Annotated in this window: 28 protein-coding genes and 1 pseudogene; 22 read left to right on the top strand and 7 right to left on the bottom strand. The window is 64.2% G+C overall.

Features of this window, described 5'->3' with window-relative positions; genetic code table 11:
• Positions 1-5: 5 nt before the first annotated feature.
• A complete protein-coding gene (locus LB515_RS27185) occupies positions 6-533 on the bottom strand; it encodes a hypothetical protein (RefSeq protein WP_224529357.1) in 528 nt (175 codons plus the stop codon).
• 141 nt (positions 534-674) lie between these two features.
• Here LB515_RS27185 and LB515_RS27180 point away from each other — a divergent pair, with 141 nt between their 5' ends.
• The 4 genes from LB515_RS27180 to LB515_RS27165 all read left to right on the top strand — a co-directional run bounded on the left by LB515_RS27180 (position 675) and on the right by LB515_RS27165 (position 3,733).
• On the top strand, positions 675-1,226 hold the full coding sequence (locus LB515_RS27180; RefSeq protein ID WP_140840623.1) for an isochorismatase family protein: 552 nt from the start codon (positions 675-677) through the stop codon (positions 1,224-1,226).
• Between the two features lie 60 nt (positions 1,227-1,286).
• Entirely contained in the window at positions 1,287-1,742 is a 456-nt protein-coding gene (locus tag LB515_RS27175) for a GFA family protein (protein WP_224709544.1), read from the top strand.
• A 325-nt stretch (positions 1,743-2,067) separates the two neighbouring features.
• Entirely contained in the window at positions 2,068-3,273 is a 1,206-nt protein-coding gene (locus tag LB515_RS27170) for an amidohydrolase family protein (protein WP_224709543.1), read from the top strand.
• Positions 3,274-3,577: 304 nt separating this feature from the next.
• Positions 3,578-3,733, top strand: a complete 156-nt coding sequence (locus LB515_RS27165; RefSeq protein ID WP_095768360.1) for a DUF1127 domain-containing protein — start codon at positions 3,578-3,580, stop codon at positions 3,731-3,733.
• Positions 3,734-3,791: 58 nt separating this feature from the next.
• Here the strand turns inward: LB515_RS27165 and LB515_RS27160 are convergent, their stop codons facing one another.
• Positions 3,792-4,532, bottom strand: coding sequence for a sulfotransferase family protein (locus LB515_RS27160; RefSeq protein ID WP_224709542.1), 741 nt, complete (start codon positions 4,530-4,532; stop codon positions 3,792-3,794).
• A gap of 277 nt (positions 4,533-4,809) precedes the next feature.
• Here LB515_RS27160 and LB515_RS27155 point away from each other — a divergent pair, with 277 nt between their 5' ends.
• Together LB515_RS27155 and LB515_RS27150 are read left to right on the top strand one after the other, a co-directional pair.
• Positions 4,810-5,979: a PLP-dependent aminotransferase family protein gene (locus LB515_RS27155; protein WP_224709556.1), complete on the top strand. Its 1,170-nt coding sequence runs from the start codon at positions 4,810-4,812 to the stop codon at positions 5,977-5,979.
• 292 nt (positions 5,980-6,271) lie between these two features.
• The gene (locus LB515_RS27150; protein WP_224601393.1) at positions 6,272-6,817 is read left to right on the top strand and encodes a YbhB/YbcL family Raf kinase inhibitor-like protein; all 546 of its coding nucleotides are present in this window, start codon (positions 6,272-6,274) and stop codon (positions 6,815-6,817) included.
• Between the two features lie 36 nt (positions 6,818-6,853).
• On the opposite strand, the gene yghU is transcribed toward LB515_RS27150, so the two are convergent.
• A complete protein-coding gene (gene yghU, locus LB515_RS27145; RefSeq protein ID WP_224709541.1) occupies positions 6,854-7,723 on the bottom strand; it encodes a glutathione-dependent disulfide-bond oxidoreductase in 870 nt (289 codons plus the stop codon).
• Between the two features lie 202 nt (positions 7,724-7,925).
• Between yghU and LB515_RS27140 the strand changes: the two genes are divergently transcribed.
• Together LB515_RS27140 and LB515_RS27135 are read left to right on the top strand one after the other, a co-directional pair.
• The gene (locus LB515_RS27140; RefSeq protein WP_140840637.1) at positions 7,926-8,828 is read left to right on the top strand and encodes a S1C family serine protease; all 903 of its coding nucleotides are present in this window, start codon (positions 7,926-7,928) and stop codon (positions 8,826-8,828) included.
• 13 nt (positions 8,829-8,841) lie between these two features.
• Positions 8,842-9,792, top strand: coding sequence for a LysR family transcriptional regulator (locus LB515_RS27135; RefSeq protein WP_224709540.1), 951 nt, complete (start codon positions 8,842-8,844; stop codon positions 9,790-9,792).
• Here LB515_RS27135 and LB515_RS27130 read toward each other — a convergent pair.
• On the bottom strand, positions 9,743-10,471 hold the full coding sequence (locus LB515_RS27130) for an SDR family oxidoreductase (protein ID WP_224709539.1): 729 nt from the start codon (positions 10,469-10,471) through the stop codon (positions 9,743-9,745). The genes LB515_RS27135 and LB515_RS27130 overlap by 50 nt on opposite strands.
• Before the next feature lie 294 nt (positions 10,472-10,765).
• Here LB515_RS27130 and LB515_RS27125 point away from each other — a divergent pair, with 294 nt between their 5' ends.
• A complete protein-coding gene (locus LB515_RS27125; protein WP_224709538.1) occupies positions 10,766-11,362 on the top strand; it encodes a YdeI/OmpD-associated family protein in 597 nt (198 codons plus the stop codon).
• 154 nt (positions 11,363-11,516) lie between these two features.
• On the opposite strand, the gene LB515_RS27120 is transcribed toward LB515_RS27125, so the two are convergent.
• Entirely contained in the window at positions 11,517-11,813 is a 297-nt protein-coding gene (locus LB515_RS27120) for a hypothetical protein (protein ID WP_224709537.1), read from the bottom strand.
• A gap of 303 nt (positions 11,814-12,116) precedes the next feature.
• On the opposite strand from LB515_RS27120, the gene LB515_RS27115 reads away from it, so the two are divergent.
• The 7 genes from LB515_RS27115 to LB515_RS27085 all read left to right on the top strand — a co-directional run bounded on the left by LB515_RS27115 (position 12,117) and on the right by LB515_RS27085 (position 17,699).
• Positions 12,117-12,413: a type II toxin-antitoxin system HigB family toxin gene (locus tag LB515_RS27115; RefSeq protein WP_224632190.1), complete on the top strand. Its 297-nt coding sequence runs from the start codon at positions 12,117-12,119 to the stop codon at positions 12,411-12,413.
• A complete protein-coding gene (locus LB515_RS27110; protein ID WP_224709536.1) occupies positions 12,413-12,829 on the top strand; it encodes a type II toxin-antitoxin system HigA family antitoxin in 417 nt (138 codons plus the stop codon). Before LB515_RS27115 ends, LB515_RS27110 begins: the two co-directional genes overlap by 1 nt.
• A gap of 287 nt (positions 12,830-13,116) precedes the next feature.
• A complete protein-coding gene (locus LB515_RS27105) occupies positions 13,117-14,325 on the top strand; it encodes an ABC transporter substrate-binding protein (protein ID WP_140840649.1) in 1,209 nt (402 codons plus the stop codon).
• Between the two features lie 44 nt (positions 14,326-14,369).
• Positions 14,370-15,122, top strand: a complete 753-nt coding sequence (locus LB515_RS27100) for an ABC transporter ATP-binding protein (protein WP_224709555.1) — start codon at positions 14,370-14,372, stop codon at positions 15,120-15,122.
• Positions 15,115-15,819, top strand: a complete 705-nt coding sequence (locus LB515_RS27095) for an ABC transporter ATP-binding protein (protein WP_140840651.1) — start codon at positions 15,115-15,117, stop codon at positions 15,817-15,819. Before LB515_RS27100 ends, LB515_RS27095 begins: the two co-directional genes overlap by 8 nt.
• A gap of 7 nt (positions 15,820-15,826) precedes the next feature.
• A complete protein-coding gene (locus tag LB515_RS27090; protein WP_224709535.1) occupies positions 15,827-16,714 on the top strand; it encodes a branched-chain amino acid ABC transporter permease in 888 nt (295 codons plus the stop codon).
• 1 nt (position 16,715) lies between these two features.
• Positions 16,716-17,699, top strand: coding sequence for a branched-chain amino acid ABC transporter permease (locus LB515_RS27085; protein WP_224709534.1), 984 nt, complete (start codon positions 16,716-16,718; stop codon positions 17,697-17,699).
• A gap of 33 nt (positions 17,700-17,732) precedes the next feature.
• On the opposite strand, the gene LB515_RS27080 is transcribed toward LB515_RS27085, so the two are convergent.
• Complete coding sequence (locus tag LB515_RS27080; protein WP_224709533.1) at positions 17,733-18,425, bottom strand: winged helix-turn-helix transcriptional regulator; 693 nt, start codon at positions 18,423-18,425, stop codon at positions 17,733-17,735.
• A gap of 173 nt (positions 18,426-18,598) precedes the next feature.
• On the opposite strand from LB515_RS27080, the gene LB515_RS27075 reads away from it, so the two are divergent.
• A complete protein-coding gene (locus LB515_RS27075; RefSeq protein ID WP_140645515.1) occupies positions 18,599-18,925 on the top strand; it encodes a DUF1330 domain-containing protein in 327 nt (108 codons plus the stop codon).
• Positions 18,926-19,116: 191 nt separating this feature from the next.
• Here LB515_RS27075 and LB515_RS27070 read toward each other — a convergent pair whose 3' ends face one another.
• Positions 19,117-19,590, bottom strand: coding sequence for an Lrp/AsnC family transcriptional regulator (locus LB515_RS27070; RefSeq protein WP_095768373.1), 474 nt, complete (start codon positions 19,588-19,590; stop codon positions 19,117-19,119).
• A 104-nt stretch (positions 19,591-19,694) separates the two neighbouring features.
• On the opposite strand from LB515_RS27070, the gene LB515_RS27065 reads away from it, so the two are divergent.
• The 5 genes and pseudogenes from LB515_RS27065 to LB515_RS27045 form a co-directional block, all read left to right on the top strand.
• Entirely contained in the window at positions 19,695-20,897 is a 1,203-nt protein-coding gene (locus tag LB515_RS27065) for a diaminopropionate ammonia-lyase (protein ID WP_224709532.1), read from the top strand.
• Positions 20,894-22,129, top strand: coding sequence for a Zn-dependent hydrolase (locus LB515_RS27060; protein WP_224709531.1), 1,236 nt, complete (start codon positions 20,894-20,896; stop codon positions 22,127-22,129). The genes LB515_RS27065 and LB515_RS27060 overlap by 4 nt, the downstream gene beginning before the upstream one ends.
• Positions 22,130-22,332: 203 nt before the next feature.
• Positions 22,333-23,529 carry a diaminopropionate ammonia-lyase gene (locus LB515_RS27055; protein WP_224709530.1) on the top strand — a complete coding sequence of 399 codons (1,197 nt, stop codon included), beginning with the start codon at positions 22,333-22,335 and terminating at the stop codon, positions 23,527-23,529.
• Positions 23,530-23,869: 340 nt separating this feature from the next.
• Positions 23,870-25,984 carry an EAL domain-containing protein gene (locus LB515_RS27050; RefSeq protein ID WP_224709529.1) on the top strand — a complete coding sequence of 705 codons (2,115 nt, stop codon included), beginning with the start codon at positions 23,870-23,872 and terminating at the stop codon, positions 25,982-25,984.
• A 90-nt stretch (positions 25,985-26,074) separates the two neighbouring features.
• Positions 26,075-26,463: pseudogene (locus LB515_RS27045) on the top strand (hypothetical protein); the annotation flags it as partial.

Below are 26,463 nucleotides of genomic sequence, written 5' to 3'. Positions count from 1 at the left end.
GTGCCTTATCTTCCCCCTGACAGTGGAAAAAGCGATTTCAACATCTTGGCAAAGCGAAGTGTTAGAGACTGCCAGAGGGAGTGGGTTGCACCGTCCGTCGAGTTCGCTATCTCCGGGTCTTGTGATCGGGGCAGGGAAGCGAGCCACGAATCCCAAAACTTCTGCTGCATCGAGACGAACACGGGCATCACGTCATAGCCATCGTCAAATATATTGACTAAGTCGCTCCTCTTGGGACGCTCGCCCGTTTTCACTTTGCAGACCACCAATCCTCGACTCATCTCTGTCACGGTGCCTTCAGGGAAAACATTGGCGCTCGCGCCATAACAAAAGGGTAGTAGTCCTTCCACTTCGAGCCGATTGCGGATTTGGCATAGGGCTTCGAAATAGTCGTCTTCTTCAGCAGCGATGACTTTATTGCGATAGCTGCAGGTGAGCCTGCATCGGGTCCCCGCATCGTGCGGCGTGAACACCGCCTGCTCGTCACCTCCCGTGCCTCCTCCGATCAGGAATACGGTGTATTGTTCATCCATTGTCATCCCCCGATCTCTCGATCATCTTAGTTGTGATTAATCCTAAATGCAACTCAAAATTGTAGATGGTTTGCGCGAGTTCATGCTTGTTGGCTCCTGCCTCGTCCTTGACCCGCCCCCCACCCACGCTATCTTCGCGCCATGCCAGACACAGCCCCCTCCGCCGCCGCGCCGCTGATCGTCATCGACCTGCAGACCGGCATGTTCGACGGTCGGTTCGATCCGCCGATCCATGACGCCGACACGATCGCCGAGCGTGCCCGTCGGCTGATCGACTGGGCACGGCGTTCCGGCCGCAAGGTGGCGTTTATCCGCCATGACGGACCGGAAGGCGATCCGCTGGCGCCGGGCGCTTCCGGTTGGCCGGTATGGCCGCTGCTCGGTCAGGCCGCCGACGAACCGACCTTCGGCAAGACCGTCGGCAACGCCTTCTCGAATCCCGAACTCGTTGAATGGGTGGCGGGACACGGCGCGAAGGACGTCGTGCTCCTCGGCGCCCAGACTGATTTCTGCGTCGCCGCCACCGTGAAGGGCGCCTTTGCCGAGGGATTTGGCGTCACCGTGGTTTCGGACGCGCATTCGACGCTGGATTCTTTGGAGGAAAACGCGCCCGACATCATTGCCCGCCACAACGAGGCTTTCGCGGGGCAGGGCGTGCGGATGGCGACGACGGCGGAGTTGATCGAAGGCTGAGCGCGCCTTCACCTTCTCCCGTTGTGGGAGAAGGGAGACCCCCAACCTCAGGAGCCCAGCTTGCCAAGTCTTTCTCTTCTCGCCGAAGGAGGCTGCCGCTGCGGCCGCGTGCGCCTGAAAATCTCGGCAAAGCCGCTGCTCACCATGGCCTGCCATTGCACGGGTTGCCAGTCGATGTCGTCCAGCGCCTATTCGCTGAGCGCGGCGATCCCCTCGGAAGGTTTCGAGGTGACGAAGGGCGAACCGGCGGTCGGCGGCCTGCATGGCGCCTCGAAACATTATTTCTGCGGCTACTGCATGACCTGGATGTTCACGCGGCCGGAAGGGATCGACTGGTTCGTCAATCTGCGCCCGACCATGCTCGACGACCATACTTGGTTTGCGCCCTTCATCGAGACCTGGACGTCTGAGAAATTGCCCTGGGTGGCGACGGCGGCCGTGCACAGCTACGCGACGTTGCCTGCCTTCGAGGAATATGAGCCGCTGGTCGCCGAATACGCCGGCGCGCAAGCCTGATCAAAAGAGGGCAGATCGAAAAAATTCGGCGACCTGGGTAAGGTCGCCGTTGGCATTTCCGTCAATGGTCGACGCGGCCGTTGGGGGCGCATTGTTGGGGATGTGCTTGGGCGTCCGCGTCGACCACGGCGGCCTCATACCGCAGACTCCACCATTGCATATCTGCCGCCCGCTGAAACTTCCGCGAAAACGGTATATGCCGAGGGTTGAGCTTGCCGCCTCCCACAACGAGAAGGCAAGGCGAAACACTTTCTATCCCTTGCCGCATTGACCTCGTCCGTTCGACCGGCGACGACTGACGCCTTCCTTGTCAACGGATTGCATCGTGGATCAGACTCATTTTCTCAACGCCAGGCTTGCCGATGGCTCGCTCCGTGACCTCACCGTTGCCGGTGGCCGCTTCAGCGCCATCGCGCCTGCAGCCAATGCGATGATGCCGCCGTCCGGCGCTATCGACCTCGCCGGGCAGCTTGTGCTGCCGGCCTTCGTCGAGGGCCACATCCACCTCGACACGTCCTTCTACGGCGACGCCTGGCGCCCTCACATTCCCTGCACCAACGGCTTCGACGTGCGCGAGCGGGTCGCCTTTCAGATGCGCAACCTCGAGCAGGCCGCAGCCATGGAGGAGCGGGCGAGAGACCAGCTCGAGCTCTGCGTTGGCAATGGCAGCCTCGCCATGCGCAGCCATGTCATGGTCGATGCCGTGGTCGGACTAAAGCATGTGGAGACGATCCTTGGGGTGCGCGAGAAATACCGCGACCTGATCGACATCCAGCTCGTCGCCTTCCCGCAAAGCGGCATCCTGTCCTCGCCAGGCACTGCGGAGTTGCTCGACGAGGCGCTCAAGCTCGGCTGTGACCTGATCGGCGGGCTCGACCCGGCAAGCTTCGATCGCGACGTGAAGGGCCATCTCGATGTGGTGTTCGGCCTTGCCGAAAAACGCGGCGCCGGTATCGACATCCACCTGCATGACCGCGGCACACTCGGCCTGTTCGAGATCGAGGAGATCGCCGCCCGGACCGCGACAATGGGCATGCAGGGAAAGGTTGTCGTCAGCCACGCCTACGGGCTGGGCGACATCTCCGCCGATGCATTGGCCAAGGCTGGCGAGCGGATCGCCGGCGCCGGCGTCGCCATCATGACCAACGCGCCCGGCGATCATCCATTCCCGCCGGTGGCGGCGCTGCGCAAGGCGGGCGTCACCGTCTTCGCCGGTTCCGACAACATCCGCGATTCATGGTGGCCCTATGGCGATGGCGACATGCTGAACCGCGCCAACATGATCGGCTACCGCTCCGGCTTCTACGAAGATTGCGAGCTGGAGGCCGCCTACGACGTGGTCAGCCACGCCGGCGCCAAGGCGCTGGCACTCGAAGGCTACGGCATCGCTGTCGGCGCCAAGGCGGATTTCGTTGCGCTGAAGGCCGAGCATGTCCCGGAAGCGGTGGTGGCGGTGCCAAAGGATCGCACCGTCTATCGCGCGGGCAGGGAAGTGGCGCGAGGCGGGAAAGTGGGGCCGAAAACCAGGTGAATTAGAAGCCGTTAATTTGTTGCCGAGCTACAACTCGCGCTATCGCCTCCCTCTCGGAGACGTGAATCAACCCATCAAGGCGACCAGCCCAAGCGTCTGACATGCAGGTCATGCAAGCTCCTGGTTTTCATGCAGACCGCGTGGCTGATCCTGCAAACTAATTTGCATGCATATGTTTCAAGCCGTTCCGGCTTCGTGAAGCATTTCACCGTTCGCGCGCAATCCACCGGTTACAGACGCATCGCAAAAGCGACGCCGGGAAGAGGCGGCACCGGTTTTCCGCCGCTGATTTAGGAGGTTTTTCATGTTCAAAAGTCTCAACCGAATCCGCGCCGCCTTCGCGCAGGCCAGCAAGCGCCGCCGCACGGCGCGCGAGCTTAACGAGCTGCCGACGGAGATTCAGAAGGACATCGGCTGGCCTGACAGGACCGAGCCTGACGAGATCCGTTTGCCGTTCTAGCTAATCACGCGGCCGGAGCCGGAGCGCCGCGGCCCTGGCAGGCCGATCCGGGTGGCCGCTACGCCAGCCACCACCACAGGGCGCCGATGGCCAGCGCGATCAGGACCGCCACGCCGGCAAGCATCAGATAAGATCCCATGATCATCCCGTTGATGATCTTCTTGATGCTGGCGCGGTCGTTGAGGTTGGGGAACGGTTCGTTGGGCATCGCGACGCCAAGGAAATTGCAGAGCGGCGCCCAGCCGTCGCTGACCTTGAAGACAAGCAGCTTCTCAGGCGGCACCGCCGCCTTCACCTCGTCGACATAGGCGTTATAACGCGCCACTGCTTTGTCGCGGTCGTTCATCACGCCCTTCAGCGTCCGGCCCCAGACCAGCTTGCGCGACATGTCGCCGAACTTGCGGCCGAACGGCGTCAGCCATTCCAGCACCCCGAACTGCCAGACATTCTCGGTGAAGTAGATCGTGTCGATGGTGCTGTCGTACCAGGCTTCGGCGCCGCGCGGATGCAGCGTCAGAAGCACCTTGGCTTCCGGATAGGCGGCCATCAGCTCGCGCCATACGCAGCAGCCCGGATTGTCGACGGTCGCCCGATAATTGGCGAAGACCCGGTTCCAGTCATGCTGCGCGCCGGGCGGGCTGTTCGCCACCTTGCGCCAGAAGTCGAGATGGCCCTTGTTGGCCTTGTTGATGATGACTTCCTGCATGTGGTAGCTCGGAAAGCCGAGCCTGTTCAGCGCGGCGAAAGTCGACCACGTGCCGGTGCGGCCAAAGCCGGCCCCGATGACCTCGAGCGTCATACGCGTTCCCCCATTTGTTCCGGATTGATTTTCTATCAACTTCCAGTTTCTGGTCATAATCGTGCGCTGGCCTTGCCGAGCGTGCAATGAGCTTTTCATTAGCATTTGCGAAAATCTGTGGGCCAAATGTTGCCTGGACGATGAGCCATGACCGTTTTGTGTATTCACGCGAAAGGCCAGGCCTGATAATAGGTCAACTAAGCTGACCTAAATAGAAGCACGCCGCGGGAGGTGCGTCTTGACCCTGTTGAACCTTCTGGCCTCGCGTTCCTCGCGCATGAAGGCTTCGGAAATCCGCGAGCTGTTGAAGCTGCTCGACCAGCCCGACATCATCTCCTTCGCCGGCGGCATTCCCGACCCGTCGCTGTTTCCGGCCGAAGCGATCGGCGATGCCTACCAGGCCGTGCTGGGCGGCAAGGAGGCGGGCGCCGCGCTGCAGTACCAGGTCAGCGAGGGTTTCCTGCCGCTGCGCAAATGGCTGGCCGCCTATATGGGCAAGCTTGGCGTTCAGTGCGACGACGGCAACATCTTCATCACCTCCGGCTCGCAGCAGGCGCTCGACTATCTCGGCAAGCTCTTTTTGTCCCCCGGCGACACTGCGCTGGTGACATGGCCGACCTATCTCGGTGCGCTGCAGGCCTTCAACGCCTATGAGCCGCGCTACGACCGGCTGAACCCCGCCGGCGGCAACATGACGCCGGAAGCCTATCGCGCGGCAGCGGCGGCAAATGGCGGCAAGGTGAAGTTCGCCTATCTGGTGCCGGATTTCGCCAATCCGACCGGCAATACGCTGGATACCAAGCAGCGCGAGACGGTGCTCGACCTCGCCGGCGAGCTCGACATCGCCGTCATCGAGGATGCCGCCTATCGCGCGCTGCGTTACGACGGGGAGGGCGAGCCGCCGATCCTGGCGCTCGACTGCGCCCGCACCGGCGGCATCGATCATGCGCGCACGCTCTATTGCGGCTCCTTCTCGAAGATACTGTCGCCCGGCATGCGCGTCGGCTGGGTCTGCGCGCCGCGCCATGTGGTGGAAAAGCTGGTCCTGATGAAGCAGGCCTCCGACCTGCACAGCCCGTCGATCAACCAGATGGTCATGCACCGCGTCGCCGAAACCATCTTCGACGCCCAGGTGGACAAGCTGATCGGTGCCTACCGCAAGCGCCGCGATGCGCTGCTTTCCGCGCTCGAAGCCAATATGCCCGACGGCATTTCCTGGAGCCGCCCGGACGGCGGCATGTTCGTCTGGCTGACGCTGCCGGAAGGCACGGACGCCACCGAGCTCCTCGCGCGTTCGGTCAAGGAGGCGCGCGTCGCCTTCGTGCCGGGCAACGCCTTCTACGCCGACGGCACCGGCCGCAACACGCTGCGCATGTCGTTCACGCTTGCCGACGATCGCGCGGTGAACGAAGGCGTGCCGAGACTGGCAAAGCTGCTGCGGGGTTAATCTCCCCCTCAAGAGGGGAGATCAGCAGCCGCTATCACCGTCCACTCGCGCAGGCGTGATTGGTCGTGCGAAGGCGTGATTGTCCGCACGGCCGATTCCTCGGCTAGTGTCGCGGCCGATCCAACACCCCCTGGATCGACCCGATCGTGGGGTCCCACCTCCATGGTCCGAACGAAAGAGCCCCGACGGCCTTCACCGGCGGGGCTTTTTTGTTGCTCAGGCAGCCGGCTGCGCTAGCTTGCCCTTTTTCGGGCCGCTTTTCGGCTACGCTGCGTCATTCAGGGAGGATCAGATGACCTTGCGCCTCGGCTTCACCATGCTTGCCCTTGTCGCCTTCGCCACCCAGGCGTCCGCCTTCGAGATCTCCAGCCCCTCCGTGTCGAACGGCAAATGGGATGCGAAATATCTCGGCGACAAGCCCGGCTGCGGCGGACAGAACGTCTCGATAGCGCTTGCCTGGAAGGATCCGCCGGCCGGAACGAAAAGCTACGCGCTCACCATGTTCGACACCGATGCCAATGGCGGCAAGGGCTTCTGGCACTGGTTGGCCTGGAACATTCCGGCGAGCGCCAAGGGTCTGCGCGAAGGCGCCGGCGCGCAGGGCGGCAAGCGCATGCCCAAGGGCTCCGTGCAGGGCAAAGGCGGCGTCGGTCGCGCCGGCTATTTCGGTCCGTGCCCGCCGCCCGGCAGCGGCGACCATCACTATGTCTTCACGCTCTATGCGCTGAGTGAAAAGACATTGCGCATACCGGCCAACCCCTTGCCGGAGATGATCTCGGTCGCCGCCAAGAGCTCTGCGCTCGGCCAGGCGACTGTGACATACACATATGGGAGGTAACGGGCGGCCAATCTCCCGCACGAGGGCGAGATTACATTACTCCGCCGCTTGCAGCTTATCCTGCGTCTTCGTCTCGAAGTCGCCGGCGTCGTGGCGCTCGCGCAGCTGGAAGGCCGGATCGCCGGACATGCGGTTGACCATGCGGCCGCGCTTCACCGCAGGCCGCGCGTCGATCGCGTCGGCCCAGCGCTGCACATTCTTGTATTCGTGCACCGAGAGGAACTCGGCGGAGTTGGTGTAGCTGCGGCCCTTGGCGAGCCCACCATACCAGGGCCAGACCGCAATGTCGGCGATCGTGTAGTCGGGGCCCGCGAGATATTCGCTCTCCGCCAGCCGGCGGTCGAGCACATCCATCTGCCGCTTGGTCTCCATGGCGAAGCGGTCGATGGCGTATTCGATCTTTTCGGGCGCATAGGCATAGAAATGGCCGAAGCCGCCGCCGAGATAAGGCGCCGAGCCCATCTGCCAGAACAGCCATGAGAAGGTTTCCGCGCGCGCCGCGCGTTCGGTCGGCAGGAATGCGCCGAACTTCTCGGCGAGGTAGGTGAGGATCGAGCCGGATTCGAACACGCGCACCGGCTTCGGCTCGCTATGGTCCATCAGCGCCGGGATCTTCGAATTAGGATTGACCTCGACAAAGCCCGAGCCGAACTGGTCGCCGTCGCTGATCTTGATCAGCCAGGCATCGTATTCCGCACCCTTGTGGCCGAGCGCCAGAAGCTCCTCCAGCATGATCGTCACTTTCTGGCCATTGGGCGTGGCCAGCGAGTAGAGCTGCAGCGGGTGCTTGCCGACCGGCAGTTTCTTGTCATGCGTGGGGCCCGCGATCGGCCGGTTTATCGAGGCGAACTCACCGCCATTTGGCTTGTTCCAGGTCCAGACTTTCGGCGGGACGTATTGGTTCATGTTGAAGGCCTTGTGTTTCGTGAAGGGCGGCATCTGCCACGGATGCCGATAGACTTAGGTGCGGTTCCGCGCGCGTCAAAGAAAAAAGTTCAATCTTCATTGAACTAGCGCTTATGCCAGCTTGGGCGAGGGGAAATCCGCCCTTGCACGGCGCTCCTTCGGCCATACTTATAGGCAGAGACCCGCAATGCAGGATGGATCGATGACCATCGAGAAAATTTCGCGCTCCGTAATCGCCGTGCGCGCCACGGTTCCGGACGACGCCTTCACCGCCAATGCGCTGGGCACGCGCCGCGAGGGCAGCGGCGTGGTGATCCGCGACAATGGGCTGGTGCTCACCATCGGCTACCTCATCACCGAGGCCGAGGAAGTGTGGCTGACCGACCAGGATGGCCGTGTGGTGGCCGCGCATGCGCTGGCTTACGACCAGGAGACCGGCTTCGGCCTCGTGCAGGCGCTGTCGCCGCTCGGCCTGCCGGCTGTCCAGCTCGGCAATGCCAGGAAAGCCAAGATCGGCGATGCCGTGACGCTCGCCGACGGAATCGGCCAGCAGGTCGATGCCCACATCGTGACCAAGCAGGAATTCGCCGGCTATTGGGAGTATCTGATCGACGAGGCGATCTTCACGGCGCCCGCGCATCCGTCCTGGGGCGGCGCCGCGCTGTTCGACCGCGCCGGCAAGCTGCTCGGCGTCGGCTCGCTGCGCCTGCAGATGAGCCGCGCCGGCGAGGTAGCCGACATCAACATGGTCGTGCCTATCGATCTTCTGACGCCGATCCTCGACGATCTGATCAAGCGCGGCCAGGCGGCGAAGGCGCCGCGTCCGTGGCTCGGCGCCTTCTCGGCCGAGTCGAACGGCATGGTGGTGGTGATGAGCGTTGCCGAAGGCGGTCCGGCCGCACAGGCGGGCCTGCGCCAGGGCGACATCATCTCCGATGTGCGCGACGGCGAAGTCGATGGTCTGGCCGATTTCTACAGAAAACTCTGGCAGAACCCGGCCGGTGCGGAAATTCCGCTGCGCGTCGTGCGCGACGGCCGCGAGACCTGGCTGCGCGTCAAATCCGCCGATCGCAATTCCTTCCTGAAGAAGCCGCAGCTGCAGTAGGCACGGAGCACCGGTGCATCCCAGGCTGCTGAAGACCTTTCTGGCGGTCGCGCGTACCCGCAACGTCACGCGCGCGGCGCGGGAGGTCAATCTCGCCCAGTCGAGCGTCAGCGACCAGATCCAGGCGCTGGAGACCGAGCTTGGCGCCAGCCTCTTCACCCGCTCGCGGCAGGGGCTCTCCCTGACGCCGGCCGGCGAGGCGCTGAAACCCTATGCCGAGGAGCTGCTGGCGCTCGCCGGCGACGCGCGGGCGGCCATCGATGCCACGAGGGCCGGGACGGCCGGCACAGTGTCGATCGGCACGCTGGAGACGATCGCCTCGGCAAGGCTGGCCGGCTGGCTTGCCGGTTTCCGCGCCGGTCATCCGGACATCGACATCAAGCTGAAGATAGCCGGAAGCTGCGAGTTGCTGCGCAGGCTGGGCGACGGCGAGATCGACGTCGCTTTCTGCTTCGAGCGGCCCCCAGAGATCGATGTTGGTGACAGGGACCGCCGCCTTGCCAGGCGCGTCGTGGCGGTCGAGCCGCTGGCGCTGATAGCGCCGCCCGGCGACAACCGGGCGGATGTCGATCTGGCGACGCTGGCCGAGAAGCATTTCGTCGCCACCGAGACAGGCTGCGTCTACCGCGCCATGGTCGACAAGGCATTCGCCGAGGCAGGCCTCGGCAATCCCAACCTCGCCGCCGAAGCCGGCAGCATCGACGCCATTGCCGGGCTGGTGGCGGCCGGCGCCGGCTTCGGTCTCGTTCCGCGGATCGCGGTCGCCGCCGCGATCGATCGCGGCGAGGTGTCCGAGCTTGCCTGGCCTGGGCCGGTCCGCTCGGCGGACGTGGTGATGATCTGGCGGCGCCGGCGCGTCCAGCCGCCGGCGCTGAAGGCACTGCTCACCGCCATAGGGGAGGGCTTCACCTTGGTCACACCAGGCGATGCCCGCCCTCGATATGCAGCGTCTCTCCCGTCGTAAAGCCATTGCCGATCAGGAAGCGGATTGCGTCGGCGATGTCCTCCGGCTTTCCGACCCGACCCACCGGCAGTCGTTTCGCCATCGCCGCAAGCGTGTCGTCCTTTCTGTCGCCGGCGACGAACTCCCAGATCGGCGTGTCGACCCAGCCGGGCGAGACGGCGTTGACCCGGATCGGCGCCAGTTCGACGGCCAAAGCCCGCACCAGCCCGTCCAATGCGGCGTTGACGGCGGCGACGACCGCGCCGCGCGCCGCCGGCCGGTGGGCGGCAATGCCCGAGACGAAGGTGAGCGAGCCGGCTGACGGCAGCTTCGGCGCGCCGTGCTTGGCGAGCAAAAGCGGCCCGTAGAACTTGCTCTCCACCACCTTTTGCGCGGCTGAAAGCTCGATCTCGGGCAACAGCCGGTAGGCGCCCTCGATATCGGCCGCCGTGCTGACGATGTGGTCAAGCCTGCCGATGCGCTGAAACAGTGCGGCGACCTCATCCTCGCGGCTGATATCGACCACGGCTGTTTCGAGCGTGCCCGGCTGGCCCAGTCCTTCCCGCGCCGCGTCCAGCTTCGCTTCGCCGCGCCCAGCGATGATGACGCGCGCGCCTTCCTCAAGGCATCGCCTGGCGAGCGACAGCCCCATGCCCGAGCTGCCGCCGGCGATCAGGATTTTTTGCTTCTCCATGTCCATGCCTTTCCTTTGCATGGACATGGCTTGGCAGGTCGCCGCGCGAAGCGGAAACGGAAGAAACCGATGGTGATATCGGCGCCTCCGATGGCGGTTCAGCCGATCTCTCCGCTTGTTGTGGGGGAGATGCCCGGCAGGGCAAAGGGGCGAAGGAATGCGACCTTTCAGTTTCATCTCGATCGGATAGAACGAACGTCATTGTCGGTCGGCGGGACAGCGCCCCCCTCTGGCCTGCCGGCCATCTCCCCCACGAGAGGGGAGATTAGCAGCTTCGGCGCCGCGCAAGGAGAAACAACGATGGCCCCCATCAAGGTCGATCCGGGCAAGGTGCGCGAATTCGCGGATGCCGAAAGCTTCTATGCCTGGCTTGCCGACAACCACGCCAGCGAAAGCGAAGTCTGGATCAAGATCCACAAGGTCGGTTCTGGTCTCGCCTCGATCACGCCGAAGGAGGCGATCGATGTCGTGCTTTGCTTCGGCTGGATCGACGCGGTGCGCAAGTCGCTCGACGAGAAGAGTTTCCTGCAGCGCTACACGCCGCGCGGCAGGAAGAGCATCTGGAGCAAGATCAACATCGACAATGTCGCGCGCCTGATCGAGGCGGGCCGCATGACCGAGCATGGCCTCAAGCAGGTCGAGGCCGCCAAGGCCGACGGTCGCTGGGACCGCGCCTATGGCGGATCGAAGGAGATGACCATCCCGCCCGACCTGCAGGCCGCGATCGATGCCGAACCGAAGGCGAAAGCGATGCTGGAGAAGCTTTCGGCACAGAACCGCTTCGCGCTCGCCTTCCGCGTCCACAACATGAAGACCGAGGCCGGCCGCAAGAAGAAGATTGCTGATCTGGTGGCGATGTTGAAACGCGGCGAGACGATCCACCCGCAGAAGAAGTAAGGCATGATCCCGAAACGGTTGCAGGGTTGCCACTAAGTCCGCCAACAAAAACGCCGCCCGGGAGGGAGGGCGGCGTTTTCGGGAAGCGATGATCCTGAACCCTTAGCAAGCGGTCTCGGATCATCCGGTCATGAAGGCCGCGACGAGTCAGGCCTTATGCGGCCTTCTTCGCAACATGCTTCTTCATCACATGGTGCTTGCGCACGTGGTGCTTCTTCACGTGATGATGCTTGCGAGCATGATGACGGTGGTGCTTCCTGAGCTTCTTGTGCGGGCCATTGGCGGCAGGCTTCGCCGTCTCGGTGGCCGAGGCCGGAGCAGTGGTCGTGGCAGTCGTCGTGGTCGTAGCGGGTGTGGTTGCTGCGGCGTTGGCTTCGGTGGTGCCGAGCGCCGGCACCGCGAAAGCGAGAGCGACGGCGAGGCCGAGTGCGGAAAGAAGGGTCTTTTTCATAATCGCCATTCCTTAGGTTCGGATCAATGTCTGTTGTTGCGCGCCGTAGTGGGTCGGCTGCTGCGGGTACCGTTATGACACCGGCTCTTTTCGGGAGTTTTTCCCGACTGTTGAATCTTGTTTCCGGATTGTGTCTGGCGAGGCCGGCATCGTCTGGGCCGGCGACCTTGCCCCGACGACGGACCGGCGGCTTTTTTCGCGACGGCAAGCCGCTATCGTGGTGAGCAGGCGTCGATGAGATGGATACTTCCCAATTTGGGCAGTTCCTCTTGTTCCCAGTTTGGGAAATGGCTATATGGGTGCATGCAGATCGTCAGCAGGAAAACGCTCGTCACCTTCTGGACCAAGCACCCGCAGTCCAAAGTGCCGCTGACGGCCTGGTTCAATGCGTCGAGCAAGGTCGAATGGAAGGGGCCGGCTGATATCAAGGAACAGTTCGGCGCAAACGTCGATTTCTTAGCTGATAACCGTCTGGTGTTCGACATTGCGGGCAATAGATACCGGCTGATTGTGCATGTCAGCTACACGTTCAAGCGGGTGCTCATCAAATTCGTAGGCACTCACGCCGAGTACGACAAGATAGACGCGGAGAAGGTGTGATGGACAATATCCGACCGATTAAGACCGAAGCCGATTACGATTGGGCGATTGCGGAGATCACTCGCTATTTTGACAAGGAGCCCATTCCCGGCACGCCTGATGCTGACCGTTTCGATGTTCTTGCTGAGCTCATCGAAGCATATGAGGCAAAACACTACCCTATCGCGGAAACCGACCCGGTGGACGCCATCACTGCTCATATGGAGATGGCCAATCTCAGCAGGCACGCGCTGGTAAAGCTGCTCGGGTCAGCATCGCGCGCATCTGAGATTCTAGCCCGCAAGCGAGCGCTGACGATGGACATGGCTTTTAAGCTCAACCGTGAATGGCATATCCCTGCGGAGGTTCTGATCGTCCCTTACCACTTGGCCGATCAAGGCAACAAAGACGATAAAAAAGCCACCGCTCGCGCTTGACCGTCCCAGGCGTTTCATCACCGCGTGAGCGTCTCTCGATCATCCGGCAACCGGTCATCCCATCCATCTGCCATGCTACGAAAATAGCATTCTCGGCCCGCGACATGTGGTGCTAGGCTCGCGCCCGTGCACCCAAGGCACGCTGCGGCCCAGCCCGCAAACAGGAGGGCCCGCGAGAGGAGGAGCGGCAGAGCGGGATCGAGGCTCCAATCCAAAATCCGAAGGAACTGTTGAACCATCGCGAGGCAGCCGCGTTTCCCGTGGTTGCCACATGGGAGGAACCACCAGTGAAAGCATCCTATCTCGTCTCGGCCGCGCTCCTTGCGGCATCCGCAATGCCGGCCGCGGCTGGCGAAATCTCCGATGGCAAGGTCAAGATCGGCATCCTCAACGACCAGTCGGGCGTCTATGCCGATTTCGGCGGCAAGTGGTCGGTCGAGGCCGCCAAGATGGCGGTCGATGATTTCGGCGGCAAGGTGCAGGGCGCTCCGATCGAGATCGTCAGCGCCGACCATCAGAACAAGCCTGACATTGCCTCCAACATCGCGCGCCAGTGGTACGACACCGAGCAGGTCGACGCGATCATGGAGCTCACCACCTCGTCCGTGGCGCTGGCCGTGCAGGGGCTTTCCAAGGAAAAAAAGAAGATCGATATCGTCACCGGGGCGGCTTCCACCGACCTCACCGGCAAGCAGTGCTCGCCCTATGGTTTCCATTGGGCCTACGACACGCACTCCCAAGCGGTCGGCACCGGCGGCCAACTGGTTAAGCAGGGCGGCGACAGCTGGTATTTCATCACCGTCGACTATGCCTTCGGCTATTCGCTGAAGGACCAGACCGCCAAGCTCGTCGAGGCGAGCGGCGGCAAAGTGCTGGGCGAGGTGCGCTATCCGCTCGGCTCCACCGACTATTCCTCCTTCCTGCTGCAGGCGCAGTCCTCCGGCGCCAAGATCGTCGGGCTCGCCAATGCCGGCCTCGACACCTCGAACTCGATCAAGCAGGCAGCCGAATTCGGCATCGTCGCCGGCGGCCAGCGGTTGGCCGCGCTCCTCTTCACGCTCGCCGAAGTGCATGGGCTGGGCCTGCAGGCAGCTCAGGGCGTGGTGCTGACCGAAGGCTTCTACTGGGATCGCGACGACAAGAGCCGTGAATTCGCCCAGCGCTTCTTCAAGCGCACAAACCGCATGCCGAACATGATCCAGGCCGGCACCTATTCGGCCGTGACGCAGTATCTGAAGGCCATCGACAAGGCCGGCACCGACGGGACCGAGGCGGTTGCCAAGGAGCTGCATGAGATGCCGGTCAACGACGTCTTCACCGCCAACGGCAAGGTGCAGGCCGACGGCTCGATGGTGCACGACATGTATCTCTACCAGGTCAAGAAGCCGGAAGAGTCGAAGAAGGACTGGGACTATTACACCTATCTGGCGACCATTCCGGGCGACAAGGCCTTCATGAAGGCCGAGGACAGCGGCTGTCCGCTCGTCGCCAAGTGACGCTCGACACCGCCACCGCTGTCCGCCCGGACAGCACGGACCAGATGCCGCGGGTGGTGCTTTCCGCCCGCGGCCTGCGGCGCGACTTCGCCGGCTTCGTCGCGGTGAAGGATGTCGACCTCGATGTCCATCACGCCAAGATCCATGCGCTCATCGGCCCGAACGGCGCCGGCAAGACGACCATCTTCAACCTGTTGACCAAATTCCTGCAGCCGACCAGCGGCAGGATCGAATTGCTCGGCACCGACATCACCCGCACGCCGCCGGCGAAAGTGGCGCGCATGGGGCTCGTCCGCTCCTTCCAGATATCGGCGATCTTTCCGCACCTCTCCGTGCTCGACAATGTTCGTGTGGCGCTGCAGCGTCCAAGCGGGCTGGGCTACCAGTTCTGGCGCCCGGTCTCGGCGTTGGATCGGCTTACGCCGAGGGCGCGCGAGCTGCTCGCCATCGTCGGCCTCGATGACGCCGCGCATCGTCTCGCCGGCGATCTCTCCTATGGCCGCAAGCGCGTGCTGGAGATCGCCACCACGCTGGCTCTCGAACCGAAGGTGCTACTGCTTGACGAGCCGATGGCCGGCATGGGGCATGAGGATGTCGGCACCATCTCCGGCATCATCCGCGCGCTAGCAAAAGACCGCGCCGTGCTGATGGTCGAGCACAATCTCACCGTCGTTGCCGATCTCTGCGACTGGGTCACCGTCATGCAGCGCGGCCAGGTGCTGGCGGCCGGCGACTACGCCGCCGTCAGCCAGGACGAGCGCGTCCGCGTCGCCTACATGGGAACCGAGCATGAGTGAGCCGCTGCTTGCCGTGCGCGATCTCCACGCCTGGTACGGCGAGGGCCATGCGCTGCATGGCGTCAACCTCGACGTCATGCGCGGCGAGACCGTGACGCTGCTTGGCCGCAACGGCGTCGGCAAGACGACGACGCTGCGCGCCATCATGGGCCTGATCCGCAAGCGCACCGGCTCCGTCACCTTCAACGGCAAGGACCTGATCCGCCTGCCGCTGCACCGCGTCGCGCATCAGGGCATCGGCTTCGTGCCGGAGGAGCGCGGCATCTTCGCCACGCTTACCGTCGACGAGAACCTGATCCTGCCGCCGGTCGTGGCCAAGGGCGGCATGAGCGTTGAGGAGATATTCGAACTTTTCCCGAACCTCAAGGAACGCCGCAACAGCCAGGGCACGAAGCTGTCCGGCGGCGAGCAGCAGATGTTGGCCATCGCCCGCATCCTGCGGACCGGCGTCGAGATGCTTTTGCTCGACGAGCCGACGGAGGGCCTGGCGCCCGTCATCGTCCAGCGAATCGGCGAGTTGCTGGCGACATTGAAGAAGCGCGGCATGACCATCCTGCTGGTCGAGCAGAACTTCCGCTTCGCCGCCCGCATCGCCGACCGCTTCTACCTGATGGACCACGGCAAGGTGGTGGAGGGTTTTGCCGTCGGCCAGCTGACCGCGCATACCGACAAGCTGCACGAGGTGCTGGGGGTATGATGGTGCCATGACCATGATCTTCGGCATCCCCATCCAAGCGCTCCTCGGCCAACTCTTCGTTGGCCTGATCAACGGCTCTTTCTACGCCATGCTCAGCCTCGGGCTCGCCGTCATCTTCGGCCTGCTGCGCATAATCAATTTCGCCCATGGCGCGCTCTATATGCTGGGCGCCTTCATCGGCTATCTGCTGCTGGTGCATTTGGGCATCGGCTACTGGCCGGCGCTGGTCCTGGTGCCGCTTGTCGTCGGCCTGTTCGGCATGGCGGTCGAGCGCCTTGCTTTGTCGCATCTCTACCGCCTCGACCCACTCTATGGCCTGCTCTTCACCTTCGGCCTCGCCTTGGTCATCGAAGGCGTGTTCCGCTATTATTACGGCGTCTCCGGCAATCCATACACCGTGCCCGCGCTGCTTGCCGGCGGCACCAATCTCGGCTTCATGTTCCTGCCCAACTATCGCGGCTGGGTGGTGGCGGCTTCGCTCATCGTCTGCATCGGCACCTGGCTGCTGATCGAGAAGACCAGGCTAGGCTCCTACCTGCGCGCCGCCACCGAGAACCCGGAACTGGTTCAGGCCTTCGGCGTCAACGTGCCGCTTCTGCTCACGCTCACCTACGGGCTGGGCGCGGCCCTTGCGGGCTTAGCCGGCATCCTTGCCGCTCCCATCTATCAGGTCAGCCCGCTGATGGGCTCGGATCTCATCATCGTCGTCTTCGCCGTCGTCGTGGTCGGCGGCATGGGCTCGATCCTCGGCGCCATCGTCACCGGCTACTTGCTCGGCCTCGCCGAGGGCCTGACCAAGGTCTTCTATCCCGAGGCCTCGAACCTCGTCGTCTTCGTCATCATGGCGATCGTGCTTTTGCTCAGGCCTGCCGGCCTGTTCGGAAGGGACGCCTGAGATGAGCCAAGCGACCCTTCACGCAGAACGCGCCGCCGCCTCCTTGAGGCTCGAACGGGCGCTGGTGGTGCTGGGCATCGTGGCGCTGATCGCCGCGCCCTTCGTCATCTACCCGATCTTCGTCATGAAGATGCTGTGCTTCGCGCTGTTCGCCTGCGCCTTCAACCTGCTCTTGGGCTACACCGGCCTGCTTTCCTTCGGCCATGCCGCCTTCTTCGGCGGCGCGGCCTATTTTTGTGCCTATGCGGTGAAGGCCTGGGGCTGGCCGCCAGAGGCCGGCATCCTGCTCGGCACCGCAGGTGCCGCGGGCATGGGCCTCGTCATGGGCTTCCTCGCCATCCGCCGGCAGGGCATCTATTTCTCTATGATCACACTGGCGCTGGCGCAGATGTTCTATTTCTTCTGCGTCCAGGCGCCCTTCACCGAGGGCGAGGACGGCATCCAGGGCGTGCCTCGCGGCCACCTGTTCGGCGTCGTAGACCTCAACGTCACGATGAACATGTATTTCTTCGTGCTCGCCGTCTTCCTGATCGGCGTCTTCGCCGTCTGGCGCATCGTCAACTCGCCTTTCGGCATGATCCTGCGCTCCATCCGCGAGAACGAGAACCGCGCCATTTCGCTCGGCTATTCCGTCGGCCGCTACAAGCTCGCCGCCTTCGTCATGTCGGCCGCGCTTGCCGGCTTTGCCGGCGCGACCAAGGCGATCGTCTTCCAGTTCGCCACGCTCACCGACGTCACCTGGCAGATGTCTGGCGAAGTGATCCTGATGACGCTGCTCGGCGGCATCGGCACCATGGCCGGCCCGGCGGTCGGAGCCGGTCTCGTCGTCGGACTGGAAAATACGCTCGCGACATCCGGCTTTCCGGTGACCATCGCCACGGGGCTGATTTTCATGGTCTGCGTGCTGGTATTCCGGCGTGGGATTGTCGGAGAGATCTATGCAAGATGGCTGGGGCGCGTCGATGCCGGCAGCGAAAAGCCTTGATGCCCTGAGCGATCAACTGGCGAACACCTGGAGCTAGGCCGCGCGCTTCGGTTCGACCGCGAACGGGCTGAGCCCGAGCCAGCTTTGCATCTTCCTGCCAATGGCCTTGTCGCCGGTCAGGACGACCTTCACGCCGGCCTTCTCGACAGTCAGCACGCCCATCCAGATTGCGGTCATCGTGTGGAGATCGGTCGAGACGTAGAGGTCGACCTCGAAGCCCGGATCGTACCAGCACAAATCGACCTCACCATGCTTCTCGACGATCAGCCACCACGAGCGTTTCGAGGCTGGGAGGTCCTGATACAGAAATTGTATCACGGTTCTTCCATCGGGCAGCGGCGAGGGGTTCAGATTACGCCGCATATCCCACATCAGCAGCGATGGATCGAGGTTCTTCAACGACAGCCGGGACTCGACCCATTTCTGTCCCCAAAAACCCATCGCCTCGACAACAGGGCGCAAGTCGCGTCCCGCCTCGGTCAGCCGGTAGTCGAAGATACCCTTCTCGCCCGGGACTTCCCGGCGCTCCACGATCCCTGCCAACTCCAGCTCCTTCAGCCGTTGCGACAGAAGGGTCGGCGACATTTTCGGCACACCGCGGCGCACGTCGTTGAAGCGGGTCGAGCCCGCCACCAGCTCGCGCATCAACACCATCGTCCAGCGGGTGCACAGCACCTCGGCGGCCATCGATAGCGGGCAGAACTGCTTGTAACCGTGCTGGGTCATGATCGGCGCCTCCTCCAGAGTTGGCCGGACATTAGACCTTCATGAATGAAGCGGCGAGTACAGAAACTGTACCGGGCCGGTACAGATCCAGGACTGGTTGGCGCGAGCCCTGCCGTGCGAGCCGTTTGGCCGACGCACGGATATCCCTGTGCGCAGCAACCAGGAGAATGACCATGACTGCTTACCTTATCGCGGACATCAAGGTGAAAGATCCGAAATGGATACCGGACTACGCCGCTACCGTGCACGACCTCGTTCACAAGCACGGCGGCAGATATCTTGCGCGCAGCGGCAATGTGAAGACGCTCGAGGGCAAGCCGCTCGACACGACGCTGATCGCGCTGATGGCCTTCCCATCGGAAGCGGCGGCGCACGCCTTCACCAATGATCCGGCCTACGCCCCCTTCGTGTCGGCCCGCCAGGGCGGCAGCGACAGCCGCTTTCAGCTGATCGACAACACCGACCTAGCCGGAACGATTTCATACCTGCCGAAGGGATGATCGGCGGCCGCCGCATCGAACCCGGGATCATCAAGCACAAACAGCCACGGCGCTTGCACCTTCGCCGACATGAACCCGAAAGTGTCGTGCGAACACGCGGCGTCGCCGACCCAGTAGAGGTTGGAGATTGGCGAAAACCGGGACGGCAGCCGATCTCCCCACTTGTTGGGGAGGTCGGCAGCTTCGACGCCTCACCCCACCGGCACCTCCATCCCCACCTTCACCCGGTCCATCGCCACGAACGTGCGAAACCTTTTGACGTTGTTGTTCTCAAAGAACAGCCGCCTGGTCAGCGCCTCGTAATCGGCCATCGTCGCCACCGTGACGACGAGGATGAAATCGGCCTCGCCGGTGACGTAGTAGCATTGCTGCACTTCGGGCACTTGGGCAAAGCCGCGCTTGGCGGCGTCGATCAGCTCGGCGCGTTCGCTCTCCACCTCGACCTCGACGAAGATCGTGATCGGGTGGCCGACCTTGGCCGGATCGACCAGCGCTACATTGGCGCGAATGACGCCGGTCTCCTCCATGCGCTTGATGCGCCGCTGAACGGCGGGCGCCGACAGGTTGACCCTCTCGCCGATCGTGCGCTGCGGCGTGGCGTTGTCCTTCTGCAGGATGGCGAGGATGGCGCGGTCGAAGGCGTCGAGTTCGGGCGAAATGGACATGGCAGCGTTTCCCAACGAAACAAACTTGCAATTCAAGCGCCAAAACAGAGCGCCTTTCTCGCTTGGCCTGCAATAAATTTCAGTCATCAAGGAGAAAGCCGACCATGTTCCTGCTCAACCGCCACCCGGACCATCGCCATCCGCTGACCGAGGAGGACGCCGCGACGCTTGGGCTCGCCGGGGCCGACGAGGCCGAGCGCTTCCTTGCCGCGCGCGACAACCATGCCGAGACGCCGCTGCACACCCTGCCGGCGCTGGCGGGCGAACTCGGCATCGGCGCGCTGCACGTCAAGGACGAGGGCAAGCGCCTCGGCCTCGGCAGCTTCAAAGCGTTGGGCGGCGCCTATGCCGTCATGCATCTGGTGCTGGAGCAGGCAGGCAGGCAGCTCGGCCGCGCCGTCGCGGTCGAGGACCTGCACAAGCCTGAGGTGAAGGCGATCGCCGCGCAGATGACCTTCGCCTGCGCCACCGACGGCAATCATGGACGCTCGGTGGCCCAGGGCGCCAGCCTTGTCGGCGCGCGCTCCGTCATCTTCGTCCACTCCGGCGTCAGCAACGAACGCGTGGCGGCCATTGCCCGCTTCGGCGCCGAGATGGTGCGCGTCGCCGGTGATTACGACCAGTCGGTCAGGGAAGCTGCCCGCGTCGCCGCCGAGCGCGGCTGGACCGTCGTCTCCGACACGTCCTGGCCGGGCTATGAGAGCATACCCGGGCTTGTGATGCAGGGCTACACAGCGATCGTGCGCGAGGCGCTGAGGCGCTTGCCGCAGCCGCCCACCCACGTCTTCCTCCAGGCCGGCGTCGGCGGCTTCGCCGCGGCGGTCGCCGGCCATCTCGCCATCATGCTTGGCGAGGATCGCCCGAAGGCAATCGTGGTCGAGCCGGCGCGGGCGGCCTGCGTCTATGAGACGGCCAAGGCCGGACGCCCGGTCACGATCGCGCACAGCGAGCCCACTGTCATGGCGATGCTCGAATGCTACGAGCCGTCTCTGGTCGCCTGGCGCGTGCTGTCGCGGATCGGCGATGCCTTCATGACCGTGGACGAGGAAGATGCTGTCGCCGTGATGAACCGCCTGGCGCGGCCTTCGGGCAATGACCCGGCGATCGTCTCCGGCGAGAGCGGCGGGGCAGGGCTCGCCGGGCTGATCCGCGCCGCTCGCGACAAGAAAATGCGGGCGGCGCTCGGCCTCGACGGGAACTCCCGCGTGCTGATTATCAATTCCGAGGGCGCGACGGATCCCGGCCGCTATGCCGAGCTCGTCGGCATGGTGCCGGAAGAGATTGCGCAAGTGAGGCAGCCGGCATGAGCAATCTGATGATCAACGCCGACCGGCTTCTAGGCCGTATCCAGGAACTCGGCAGTATCGGCCGCGATGCGCAGGGGCGGCTGGTCCGCGTCGCCGCCTCTGAGATGGACCGGCTCGGCCGCGACCGCTTCGTCGGCTGGCTGGAAGAGGCAGGGCTCGAGGTCGCCGTCGACCGCATCGGCAACATTTTTGGCATCTGGCGGGACGACGCCAATGCGGGCCAGCCGCCGGTCATGCTCGGCTCGCATATCGACACGGTGATCGACGCCGGCATCTATGACGGCTGCTATGGCGTGCTTGCCGGCCTCGAAGCGATCGAGAGCCTGAGGGAGGCCGGCTTCGCGCCGGCGCGCCCGATCGTGGTTGCCGCCTTCACCAATGAGGAGGGCGTGCGCTTCTCGCCCGACATGATGGGCTCGCTGGTCTTTGCCGGCGGTCGGAACCTCGAGGAAGCGCTGGCCTCGGTCGGCACCGACGGCACGGTGCTGGGCAAGGAGCTGGAGCGCATCGGCTATGCCGGTCGGCATCAGCCCGGCTTCCTCAAGCCGCATGCCTATGTCGAGCTGCATGTCGAGCAGGGGCCGGTGCTCGAGCGCGAGGGCATCGCCATCGGCGCGGTCGAGAACCTGCAGGGCATTTCCTGGCAGCGCGTTACCGTCGACGGCGAGGCCAACCATGCCGGCACCACGCCGATGTCGATGCGAAAGGACGCAGGCGTCGCCGCCGCTCGCGTGATCGGCTTCTTGGCGGACCGGGCCAGCGCCTCATCGACGCGCACCGTTGCCACCGTCGGCACCATCGCGTTCGAGCCGAACGCCATCAACGTCATCCCGTCGCGCGCGACCTTCACCATCGACCTGCGCGATCCCGACGAAACGCATCTTCGCGAAGAGGAAGCGGCGCTTGCCGCCTTCCTCGACAAATTGGCCGCAAGCGCCGGCGTCACCGTCCATGCCGAAAGCCTGGCGCGTTTCGAGCCGGTGACCTTCGATGCCCGCATCGTCTCGCTGATCGAGGACGGCGCCAGGGCCGCCGGCCTTTCGTGCCGGCGCATGACCTCGGGCGCCGGCCACGACGCGCAGATGATCGCCCGTATCGCGCCGTCCGCGATGATCTTCGTGCCGAGCCGGGGCGGCATCAGCCATAACCCCACCGAGTTCACCGCTCCCGACGAGCTGGTCGCCGGCGCCAACATCCTGCTTGGCGTCGCCGCCCGGCTGGCGGCCGACTGATCGCGGGAGGAATCAGATAGGCGTGCCGCTGGGGGTGAAATACCACCAAAAATAGTCATGCTGGCTGTATCTGGTCGTCCCGAAGCGAATATCCGGCGACATCCAATCGAAACAAACTTCAATCACTTAGCCAATTAAAGCATCCAAAATCGCGCCCGAATCGCGCCCGCCGACAGAGTTCAGTGCCTCGCAGGAAGACTAGCATGTTGCTTCTCAACCAACGTCCCGAACACAACCAGCCGTTGGTTGCCGCCGATGCCGAGTCGCTCGGCATCGCGGGGGGCGAGCGGGCCGAGCGTTACCTCAAGGCGCGCGACGATCATGCCGAAACGCCGCTGCACGCCTTGCCGGCGCTGGCCGATCACCTCGGCGTCGCGGCACTTCATGTCAAGGATGAAGGCCAGCGTCTCGGCCTTGGCAGCTTCAAGGCGCTGGGCGGCGCCTATGCCGTCATGCGACTGGTGCTGGAGGAGGCGGACAAACGCTTCGGGCGCGATGTCGATATCGGCGAGATCAACGATCCCAAGCTGCGCGCCATCGCTGCTCAGATGACATTCTGCTGCGCAACGGATGGCAACCATGGCCGTTCGGTGGCGCAGGGGGCCGGCCTCGTCGGCGCGCGTTCGGTGATTTACGTCCATGCTGGCGTAAGCCGCGAGCGTGTCGCGGCCATCGCCCGCTTCGGAGCCGAGATTGTCGAGGTCGAGGGCGGCTATGACCATGCGGTGCGCGAAGTCGCCCGCGTCGGTGCCGAGCGCGGCTGGAAGATCGTCTCCAACACGTCCTGGCTCGGCTATGAGCGCGTCCCCGGACTGGTCATGCAGGGCTACACGGTGATCGTGCGCGAGACGCTGCGGCGCTTAGCCGAGCCACCGACGCATGTCTTCCTGCAGGCTGGCGTCGGTGGCTTCGCGGCGGCGATCGCCGGCCATGTGGCGGTCATGCTTGGCTCCAGGCGGCCGAAAGCCGTGGTGGTCGAGCCGCGGCGCTCGGCTTGCGTCTACGCCTCGGCTGAGGCCGGACGTCCGGTGACGATCGCCCAGCAGCAGCCGACCGTGATGACGATGCTCGAATGCGCCGAGCCGTCCTTGGTCGCCTGGCGCGTGCTGGCGCGCGTCGGCGATGCCTTCATGACGGTCGAAGAAGAGGACGCGGTCGCCGTGATGAAGCGGCTGGCGCAGCCCTTGGGCAACGATCCGGCCATCGTCTCCGGCGAGAGCGGCGGCGTCGGGCTCGCCGGACTGGTCCGCGCTGTGGGCGACGGGCAGATGCGCGCGGCGTTAGGTCTCGATGCCGGCTCCCGCGTGCTCGTCGTCAACTCGGAGGGCGCCACCGACCATGGCCGGTTTGCCGAGCTGGTCGGGATGGCGCCGGCAGAGGTGTTCCTGCAGACTGCCTGAGAGCAATTCCAGGAAAAGTTGCGACGGTGGTGCGAAGAAGGTTCGCAGTGGCTAGGCGATCGGCGACGGCGGTCGAGCGCTAAATTCCCTCCAAGAGGGGAGATGCCCGGCAGGCCAGAGGGGGCGCTGTCCCACCGGCGTTTCAGTTTTTTTGCAGTCACAGCCAAGCCGGTAGCGACCAGCTCCACCCCAACAAAATCAGCGCCGCGATCCTTCACGCCCCCCTCTGGCCTGCCGGCCATCTCCCCCTCTTGGGGGGAGACTAACTGAACCACTCCCGGTAACCCTTTTTTCTCTGCTTTCATGCAATATTGCCGGGACGGGATGGCAAGAACAAAGAATGGCGGACGACGATAAACGCAACGGTAAGTTCTGGGCGCTGGCGCTTGATCGCGCTCATCTCGGCCTATGGGACTGGAATTTGTCGACCGGCGATTGCTACTATTCGCCGACCTGGTCGAAGATGTTGGGCTATGAGGCGAACGAGCTCGCCAACACGTCCGATCTCTGGCTGAAGCTGACCCATCCCGACGATCGCCGGCGCGCGCAGGAAAGCGGCGACCGGCATATTGCGGGCCTCGTCGATTCCATCGAGACGGAGCTGCGCCTGCGCCACAAGGACGGCCACTGGGTCTGGGTGCTCGACCGCGGCGGCATTGTCGAGCGCGACGCCGACGGCAAGCCGCTTCGGATGATGGGCGTGCAGACCGACATCACCCGGCAGAAAGAGGCCGAGGCGGCGCTCGAGCAGGTCAACATCCGCTTCCGCCTCGCGATTGCCGCCAGCGGCACGGGCATCTGGCACCACGATATCGGTACGAAGAAGAGCTATTGGGACGCGCGCACGCGCGAGATCTTCGGCCTGATTGCCGATACCGATGAGGTGACGGCCGACCTCTGGCACACCTACCTTCATCCCGACGACAAGGAAGCTACCGAGCGAGCGCATCTGATCGCCCCCGGCTCGAACAGCGTCGTCGCCTCGCAATACCGGATCGTCCTGCGTGACGGCCAGGTCCGCCATCTCGAGTCGCTGGTGCGTTTCATTGCCGGCGTCGGCTCGGCCGGCCAGATTTTGGGCACGGTACGCGACATCACCGAGGAGAAGACGCGCGCCGAGGAGCTTGCCTTCGCCGCGCGTCACGACGCGCTGACCGGGTTGTTCAACCGTTCGGCCTTCGACCGGCTGCTTGCCGAGAACATCGCCATGGCCGGGCGGCTGCCGCTTGCCGTGTTCTATGTCGATCTCGACTACTTCAAGGCGCTCAACGACTATGCCGGCCATGCCGCCGGAGACCTCGCGCTGAAGAGCGTCGCGGCGGGCATCCTCGCCAGCCTGCCCGCGTCGGCGCAGGCGGCGCGCCTCGGCGGCGACGAATTCGCGCTTTTGGTGCCGAACTGCAATGACGCCTGTGCCGAGCACCTTGCCCGCGCGGTGCTTGCCGCGGTGCGCGACGCCGATATCGGCACTGCCGTCACCTCGCGCAGGCTTGCCGCCAGCATCGGCATCGCCTTCGTGCGCGACCCCAACATGAGCGTGGCCGACGCGCTCGCCTGCGCCGACGATGCCTGCTACGCCGCCAAGGCCGGCGGCCGGGACCGCTTCGCGGTGTTCTCGCCGGAAACGACGTCGGGCGCCGGCCTCAATGCCGCACGGTTGGCCGCGGACCTTGTCGATGCGATGGAGGACGGCCGGTTGAAGCTGTTCGGTCAGCAAATCCATCGGCTCGGCCAGCCATGGGAAGATAGCCGCCACGTCGAGGTGCTGGCCAGGCTCGAGGCCCGCAACGGCAAGATGATCCCGCCCGGCGATTTCATGCCGGTCGCAGAACGCTTCGGCCTTGCCGCCCGGCTCGACCGCTGGATCATCCGCACCGCGCTGACGCGCCACGGCGAGGCGATGCGCGCGGGCGCCATCTCGCTCGACTTCAACCTGTCGGCGCAGACGCTTTCCGATCCGCAGCTCTGGGATTTCGTCGACGAGGCCATCGCCGACGGCGGCGCGCCGGCCCCGGCCATCGGCTTCGAGATCACCGAAACCGCCGCCGTCACCAATTTCGATGCCGCGGCCGAGTTCGTGCGCAAGGCCAGGCAACGCCGCTGCCGCGTCAGCCTCGACGATTTCGGCGCCGGGATGAGTTCGTTCGAATATCTCAGGCGCTTCCCCGTCGATGCTATCAAGATCGACGGCTCCTTCGTCGAGCACATCGCCGAAAGCCGGTTCGACCGCGAGATCGTTTCGGCGATCACCGGTATCGCCCGCTCGATGGGCGCTGCCGTGGTTGCAGAGAAGGTCGAGGACAGGAACGCGCTGGATATTCTCATGGACATGGGCGTTGCCTATGGCCAGGGCTATTTCCTGCACCGGCCCGAGCCGCTGGAGGCGATCGTGGCGAGAGCCGCAAGCGGCACTGCGTCACCGTCGCGGCTGCATGCTAGGTCGGCACAAAAATAAGACGTTCCTAAAATTGCAATCACTCATTTAAGGGCGTCGTAATCCGGCGCGACGATGATCCGATCTCACAAAACGGACCGGAGCGCGTGGATGAAAACCCTTCCCTTGTTTGCGGCAACTGCAATCGGCCTGCTCGGCATCTTCGCCACGCAGTCGTCCTATGCAGGCTCCGACAATGGCGGCGGGTTGACGGCGGCGTCCGCAGCCGACCCTGACGACGATCAGGTCAATACATCCAGCGTCAGCGACGACAATGAAGCCGCCGACAATGATGAGGCCGGGCACAAGGGCGACGGCGCCGCTACCGGCTCGCATGAAGGCGACCAGGACGGCGATCATCAGGGCGACGATCATGACGACGACGATCATGATGGCGATCACGAAGGCGGGGACGGTGCCAGCCATGACGGCGGCGCAGACAGCGGCGGCCACGACGGTGGCGGCGACAGTGGGGGCCACGAGGGCGGCGGGGGCAGCGG

Source organism: Mesorhizobium sp. CA15 (assembly GCF_020165215.1).
Lineage (GTDB): Bacteria > Pseudomonadota > Alphaproteobacteria > Rhizobiales > Rhizobiaceae > Mesorhizobium.
The sequence above is the reverse complement of the archived record's forward strand: the minus strand, read 5'-3'. Positions and strand labels throughout refer to the sequence as shown.